7 protein-coding genes and 2 pseudogenes are annotated in these 6,622 nt (G+C 42.5%); 5 read left to right on the top strand and 4 right to left on the bottom strand.

The window, feature by feature from the left end:
• Positions 1-72: pseudogene (locus L654_RS1000000127845) on the bottom strand (DUF3334 domain-containing protein); the annotation flags it as partial.
• 116 nt (positions 73-188) lie between these two features.
• On the opposite strand from L654_RS1000000127845, the gene cmoA reads away from it, so the two are divergent.
• The 5 genes from cmoA (at position 189) to L654_RS0116255 (ending at position 4,536) form a co-directional block, all read left to right on the top strand.
• The gene (cmoA, locus tag L654_RS0116275; RefSeq protein WP_007378000.1) at positions 189-914 is read left to right on the top strand and encodes a carboxy-S-adenosyl-L-methionine synthase CmoA; all 726 of its coding nucleotides are present in this window, start codon (positions 189-191) and stop codon (positions 912-914) included.
• Positions 915-926: 12 nt separating this feature from the next.
• Entirely contained in the window at positions 927-1,895 is a 969-nt protein-coding gene (gene cmoB / locus L654_RS0116270; RefSeq protein ID WP_007586955.1) for a tRNA 5-methoxyuridine(34)/uridine 5-oxyacetic acid(34) synthase CmoB, read from the top strand.
• A 190-nt stretch (positions 1,896-2,085) separates the two neighbouring features.
• On the top strand, positions 2,086-3,138 hold the full coding sequence (gene purM / locus L654_RS0116265; protein WP_002959993.1) for a phosphoribosylformylglycinamidine cyclo-ligase: 1,053 nt from the start codon (positions 2,086-2,088) through the stop codon (positions 3,136-3,138).
• On the top strand, positions 3,138-3,785 hold the full coding sequence (purN, locus tag L654_RS0116260; RefSeq protein ID WP_007586949.1) for a phosphoribosylglycinamide formyltransferase: 648 nt from the start codon (positions 3,138-3,140) through the stop codon (positions 3,783-3,785). Before purM ends, purN begins: the two co-directional genes overlap by 1 nt.
• A gap of 16 nt (positions 3,786-3,801) precedes the next feature.
• A complete protein-coding gene (locus tag L654_RS0116255; RefSeq protein WP_007586948.1) occupies positions 3,802-4,536 on the top strand; it encodes a DUF3108 domain-containing protein in 735 nt (244 codons plus the stop codon).
• 38 nt (positions 4,537-4,574) lie between these two features.
• Here L654_RS0116255 and L654_RS0116250 read toward each other — a convergent pair whose 3' ends face one another.
• From L654_RS0116250 to L654_RS0116240, 3 genes and pseudogenes are all read right to left on the bottom strand, one after another.
• The gene (locus L654_RS0116250; protein ID WP_024591316.1) at positions 4,575-5,339 is read right to left on the bottom strand and encodes a class II glutamine amidotransferase; all 765 of its coding nucleotides are present in this window, start codon (positions 5,337-5,339) and stop codon (positions 4,575-4,577) included.
• Between the two features lie 169 nt (positions 5,340-5,508).
• Positions 5,509-6,462: a hypothetical protein gene (locus L654_RS0116245; protein ID WP_024608456.1), complete on the bottom strand. Its 954-nt coding sequence runs from the start codon at positions 6,460-6,462 to the stop codon at positions 5,509-5,511.
• Positions 6,435-6,622: pseudogene (locus L654_RS0116240) on the bottom strand (hypothetical protein); the annotation flags it as partial. The pseudogene L654_RS0116240 and the gene L654_RS0116245, both read right to left, overlap by 28 nt.

The raw sequence follows: 6,622 nt of genomic DNA, 5'->3' as shown, positions 1-6,622 counted from the left end.
GAGTACGCCTGTCACTGAATGACAAAGGGTTGCTAATATATCGTCTGTGCTGATGACCTTACTTTTGCTCATTTAATCTTCTCTTTTATACTTATTATTCATAATTCTAGTCAAGCTACTGAATTTATCACTGACTATCCAGTATAAAATGTTAAAATAGCGCCATTATTTACAAAGAGACTGCCTTCGTGACCATAAAAGACAGTATTTATGCCTCTGAGCAACAAGTAAAAGATTTTAGCTTTGACCAAAATGTAGTCGAAGTTTTTCCAGATATGATCCAGCGCTCTGTGCCTGGCTACGCAACTATTGTAAGTACAATGGGTAAACTTGCGGGTGAATACGCGCAAAGTAACTCAAATCTTTATGATTTAGGCTGCTCACTGGGTGCAGTAACGCTTAGCATGCGACGAAATATTCGCACCGATAACTGCCATATAATAGCGGTAGATAATTCTCAAGCTATGGTTGAGCGTTGTAAGGTACATTTACAAGGTTTTAAATCAGATGTGCCTGTTACTGTTACTTTGGGCGATATTAACGAGCTTGAGATTCAAAACGCCTCAGTAGTAGCAATGAACTTTACTTTGCAGTTTATTCCACACGCGCAGCGCCAAGCCGTGCTTGAGAAAATATACGCTAATTTAAAACCTGGTGGTGTATTGCTGCTAAGCGAAAAAATTAAAGCCGAAAACGAGCAATGCGATAACCTATTAATTGATTTGCACCACGACTTTAAACGTCACAATGGCTACTCAGAGCTTGAAATAAGCCAAAAGCGTACCGCCATCGAAAACGTTATGCGCCCAGATACACTAAGCGCTCACTTTACTCGCTTACAAGATATTGGTTTTAGCCAAACTCAAGTGTGGTATCAATGTTTTAATTTTTGCTCAATGGTAGCAATTAAATAAAGAGAGTCATCCATGTCTCAATGGTTTAATCAATTTTACGCATCTATCGCACAAAGCCCACTTAGTCACTGGCTAGAAACCCTTCCTGCACAATTAAAACATTGGCAAAACGAGGCTAGCCACGGTGATTTACCTAAATGGCAAAAAGTACTTAAAAACTTACCAGAGGTGGCTACAACACACGTTGATATTTCTACTAAGGTAGAAATTGGCGCACCAGGGGAGATGAGTGATGGCGAGCAAAAGCAAGCCATGCATTTATTAAAACGCATGATGCCATGGCGCAAAGGCCCATTTAGTGTGCACGGAATTGAAATAGACACTGAGTGGCGCAGTGATTGGAAGTGGGACCGCCTGCTGCCTCATATTGAGCCATTAAAAGGTCGCACTGTTTTAGATATTGGTTGTGGCTCAGGTTATCATTTATGGCGTATGCGCGGTGAAGGCGCAGAGTTTGTAGTGGGTATTGATCCGTCTGATTTATTTTTATGTCAGTTTCAGGCAATTAAACACTACAACCCAGACGAAAACGTGCATTTACTGCCACTAGGCGTTGAAGCATTACCTGAGCTTAAAGCGTTTGATACGGTTTTTTCGATGGGCGTACTTTATCATCGTCGCTCACCTATCGACTTTTTAGCACAGTTAAAAGCGCAGCTTCGCCCAGGCGGCGAACTCGTACTTGAAACGCTAGTAATTGAAGGTGATGAAAACACAGTATTAGTCCCTACCGACCGCTACGCTAAAATGCGCAACGTTTGGTTTATTCCAAGTACTGCAGCATTAAAACTGTGGATGGAACGCGTTGGCTTTAAAGATGTGCAAATAAAAGATTGCGCTATTACCACGCTTGAAGAACAACGCAAAACCGATTGGATGGAAAACGAATCGTTAATCGACTTTTTAGATCCAAACGATACAAGTAAAACAATTGAAGGCTACCCCGCACCACTTCGAGCCATATTAACCGCAAAAGCATAGCTGTTAATTTAACGCCTTTAATACTAAAAAAACGCCTACGGGCGTTTTTTTGTTTATTTAAACAACAGACAGCGGACAAGTGTCCTTGTTAATTATTTCAAAATTACATTTGAGCTAGCCGCGACCTTGCAATTGTTGTAAAATACGCGCGTTTCTAAGCAACCCAAAACAACTATTTTGAGGAAAACCTGTGAGCGAACAAAAACAGTCTCTAAGCTATAAAGACGCGGGCGTAGATATCGACGCTGGTAATGCACTTGTTGAGCGTATTAAAGGCGTAGTTAAAAAAACTCGTCGTCCTGAAGTAATGGGCGGAATTGGTGGTTTTGGCGCACTTTGCGAAATTCCTGAAGGCTACAAGCAACCAGTATTAGTTGCAGGCACAGATGGCGTTGGTACTAAACTACGTTTAGCAATCGACTTAAAAAAACACGATACTGTTGGTATTGATTTAGTTGCAATGTGTGTAAACGACTTAATTGTTCAAGGTGCTGAACCCCTGTTTTTTCTAGATTACTATGCAACTGGTAAACTAGATGTAGACACAGCAGCTGACGTAGTTACAGGTATTGGCAAAGGTTGTGAAATTTCAGGTTGTGCCCTAATTGGTGGCGAAACAGCTGAAATGCCAGGTATGTATGATGGTGAAGACTACGACATGGCAGGCTTTTGTACAGGCGTTGTAGAAAAATCTAAAATTATTGATGGCACAAAAGTAGCTGCAGGCGATCAGCTTATTGCACTTGCATCAAGCGGCCCTCATTCAAATGGCTTCTCTTTAATTCGTAAAGTACTTGAAGTGTCAAAAGCTGATACCAGCGCTGACTTTGAAGGTAAAACTTTAGGCGAAACTTTACTTGAGCCTACTCGTATTTACGTAAAACCTTTACTTGAGTTATTCAAAAACGTTGACGTACATGCGCTTTCGCATATTACTGGCGGCGGTTTTTGGGAAAACATTCCACGCGTATTACCCGCTTCAGCAAAAGCTGTAGTTAAAGGTGATAGCTGGCAGTGGCCACCTATTTTTAACTGGTTACAAGAAAACGGTAATATTACTACGCACGAAATGTACCGTACATTTAACTGTGGTGTAGGTATGGTTTTAGTAGTTCCTGCAGACAAACTTGAGCAAAGCTTAACAATGCTAAAAGACTTGGGCGAAAATGCATGGCACCTTGGTGAAATTCAAGATGCAGCAGCTGGCGAAGAGCAAGTTGAAATTGTAGGTGGTGCTAAGTAATGGCACCGACTCGTCTAGTAGTTTTAATCTCAGGTAGTGGCTCTAATTTACAAGCCATCATAGATGCCTGCGAACGTGGCGAGATAAACGGACATATAGCGGCTGTTATTAGTAACAAAGCAGACGCTTATGGCCTAGAGCGTGCAAAAAAAGCAGGTATTGCTACAAAAGTGCTCAGTCATAAAGATTTTGACTCGCGCGAAGCGTACGATGCGCAATTAATGAACGTTATCGACTCTTTTATGCCAAATCTAGTTGTATTAGCTGGGTTTATGCGTATTCTTACTCCTGGCTTAGTGCAAAAATATGTTGGAAAAATGTTGAACATTCATCCATCTTTGTTGCCTAAGTATCAGGGGCTGAATACCCACCAAAGAGCAATTGATGCAAAAGACGATGTTCATGGCGTAAGTGTTCACTTTGTTACTGAAGAATTAGACGGCGGTCCCGTTATTCTTCAGGCGCAAATACCTGTACTCAAGGATGATACAGCAGAAACATTAGCAAAACGCGTGCATGAGCAAGAGCATATAATTTATCCTTTGGTGGTCAAGTGGTTCAGTGAACACAGACTTACTATGGAAGCAGATTATGCAGTTCTTGACAAAAAACAACTTCCTGCACACGGCGCGCACTACTCACAATAAAAAAATAAGTGCCCTGTTGTTATGTGCGGGCGCTTTACTTCCAACTAGCCTAATTGCAGGCGAATTGACCCAATATCAAGCTAACTACGATATTTTACGCAAAGGTAAAAATCATGGTGAGGCTGTTCGTGAGCTCAAAAAAATGGGCGACGATACTTATGAACTAACATACCACAGCAATATTGAGTGGATGATTTTCTCTGATTCTCGTGAAGAAACATCAAAGTTTACCTTTAAAGATGGCAAGGTTACCCCGCATCATTACAATATGATCCGCACCGGTACAGGCCCAGATAAAGATTATAAAATTGATTTTGATACAACAAACAAAGTAGTGACTAGCAGCGCTAGCGAATACCCACTTAAATGCGAATGGACTGATGAATTTCAGGATGCTATTTCATACCAAGTGCAAGTGCGCGAAGGATTGAAAAAAGGCGAAACGAGCTTTTCATTCCCGCTTATAGACAAAAAAGGTAACCGCCGCGACTACAACTTTGAAGTTGTTGAAAAAGAGATGATCTCCCTACCTATCGGTAATGTAGAAGCCATTAAAGTTAAACGTTTATACGATAACGATAAACGCCAAGCAATTGCATGGTTTGCGCCAGAAATGGATTACATGCTGGTACGTATGTGGAAAGGCGAAAAAGGTATGGAGCAGTTTGAAGTTCAAATGAATTCATTTACTGTTACTGCGCCTACAGCTGTTGCGCCTGCTACAGCACAACAACCTCAAGAAGCTAACTAAATTTAATTAAACCAAAGTTAGTATTTAAAATAGGTGGGCTAAATTAGCTCACCCATTTTAAACAATGCAAATTCCCCAGGCTCCATTTTTTGCCAACGCTCATCATTCGTCAAAGGCCTTGTAGCTATAACTGTTACTACATCGTTTGGTGTGGTCTCTTGTTGAAAATCAACCACCATGTCGGCGTCAATCAACGTTGCTTTACCAAATGGCGCACGGCGCGTTATGTAATGTAAGTTATTAGTGCAATACGCTAAAACAAACACCCCATCGGTCAATAACATATTAAACACCCCTTTTTCACGAAGGGTATGCGAAAGCTTAGCGGCGTATCTAAAAACCGACGCCATATTACTTGGACGCTTTGGGTATTTTTCACGAATTTTATCAAGTAACCAACAAAAAGCGAGTTCGCTATCGGTGTTACCTACTGGGCGATAGTACTGCGGTTTTAAATCATGATAATTAGATAGCTGCCCGTTATGAGCGTAAGTAAGCTCGCGCCCCCATAACTCTCGCGTAAAAGGATGAGTATTTTCAAGGCATACTCTCCCGCGGTTACCTTGGCGAATATGGCTAATAACCGAGACACTTTTAATGGGGTATGCTTTGACGAGCTTTGCAATTTCAGATTGATAACTCGGCTCAGGATCTTTAAAGGTTCTACAGCCTTTACCTTCGTAAAATGTAATACCCCAACCATCTTTATGTGGTCCCGTGTTTCCGCCACGCTCTAAAAGGCCTGAAAAACTAAAACAAATATCGGTAGGCACATTGGCTGACATGCCAAGAAGTTCACACATAACAAAAACACCTCTTTTAATTCAACAAGTTAACCAAATCATACTTTTAAAGCTCATTCCATGGTCACAGTTTTGGTTTCACTTTGGCTTTTTCTTGCTGCAATTTCATTTATTTTACGGCTTTAATGGCGCTATTGTTAAGCACGACTGGGCTATAGGCAAGGACTAACTACTCTACTATTGGCTCTAGTGTGCTTTTTAAGCTGCTGGCTGTTGATTTATGGCCGGTAAATTCGCCTTTGGTAATTGGCGGTCCCGCGCCCTGGTCTTTGTGGCCGTGGGTTTCTAGGCTTTGGTTTATATCTTTAACTAGGCTTATTAAATCTAGCAGCACTTGAGCCACGTTTACTGAGTTATTGCCGAGCCACACGGTTTTGCCTTCTACCTTTGCCAGCTCGGTGGCTTTGGCGTGCAGGGTTTTTAGTGTGGTTAGGTTCATGTTTTCGGTGGCCTCAATGTCTACCTGTTTTTTACTTCCTAGCAGTAACCCTTCAAGTGCGACTATTAAGGCTTTTTCACCGACTACTGTTTTTAGGGCGCCCATTACTTCGGTTACTTGGTTGCCGTCTATTTTTAGCGTGTCGTGCGTGGCTATGTTGGTGCTGCGCTCGTGGTAATTTTGCTCGCTGCTGCGTGCTGTTGTTTTGTTTGTGTCGCTGGTTTGGGTTATTTCGCCGTCGGTTGTGGTGTGCCAGTTGCCGTCGCGGCCTTGTAGTTTGCTGCGGCTGTTTTGCTGCAGTGTTACATCTGTGCGCTTGTGTTCGGGCACTAGGCTTTGCCATGGCAGTAAATTGGTGATCACGGCATGGCTGTTTAGGCCATCAATATACTGTATTAAACAATGCATGCCTGGCGCTGGTTCGTTTAATAATCCGTGGTCGGATGCTTGTCCTGTGCCGAGTGTTACCTGTTGAAATACGGGCACGACTAATGGCTCGCCTGTTAGCGGGTTTAATAGCTGCACGTCGGCTGCTTTTAGCGGCCTAAATGCGGCGCTAATGGCTGCGCCACCGCTTGGTAGGTCATATATTTTTTCAATGCGCGCCAATTGCGGCAGGTGTTTGCGCTCGCTTAGCTCTGGAAAGTAGCGCTGTATTAGGCGTTTAATGGCTTGTTTGACCATCGTATGTGCATCCTGTCGTTGATTAGTGTTACTTCGGTTATGTGGCGGCCGTTTATTTGTATGCCTGGTCTTAATTTTGGGATAGCTATTAGCTCGCCGGTGGTTGAGCTTTTAGCTGTTATTGTGTGCTCTGGAAAGTCGTTTATTGCTGCGAGTGGCC

This window comes from Pseudoalteromonas sp. TAB23 (genome assembly GCF_000498075.1).
Classification (GTDB): Bacteria; Pseudomonadota; Gammaproteobacteria; order Enterobacterales; family Alteromonadaceae; genus Pseudoalteromonas; species Pseudoalteromonas arctica.
The sequence above is the reverse complement of the archived record's forward strand: the minus strand, read 5'-3'. Positions and strand labels throughout refer to the sequence as shown.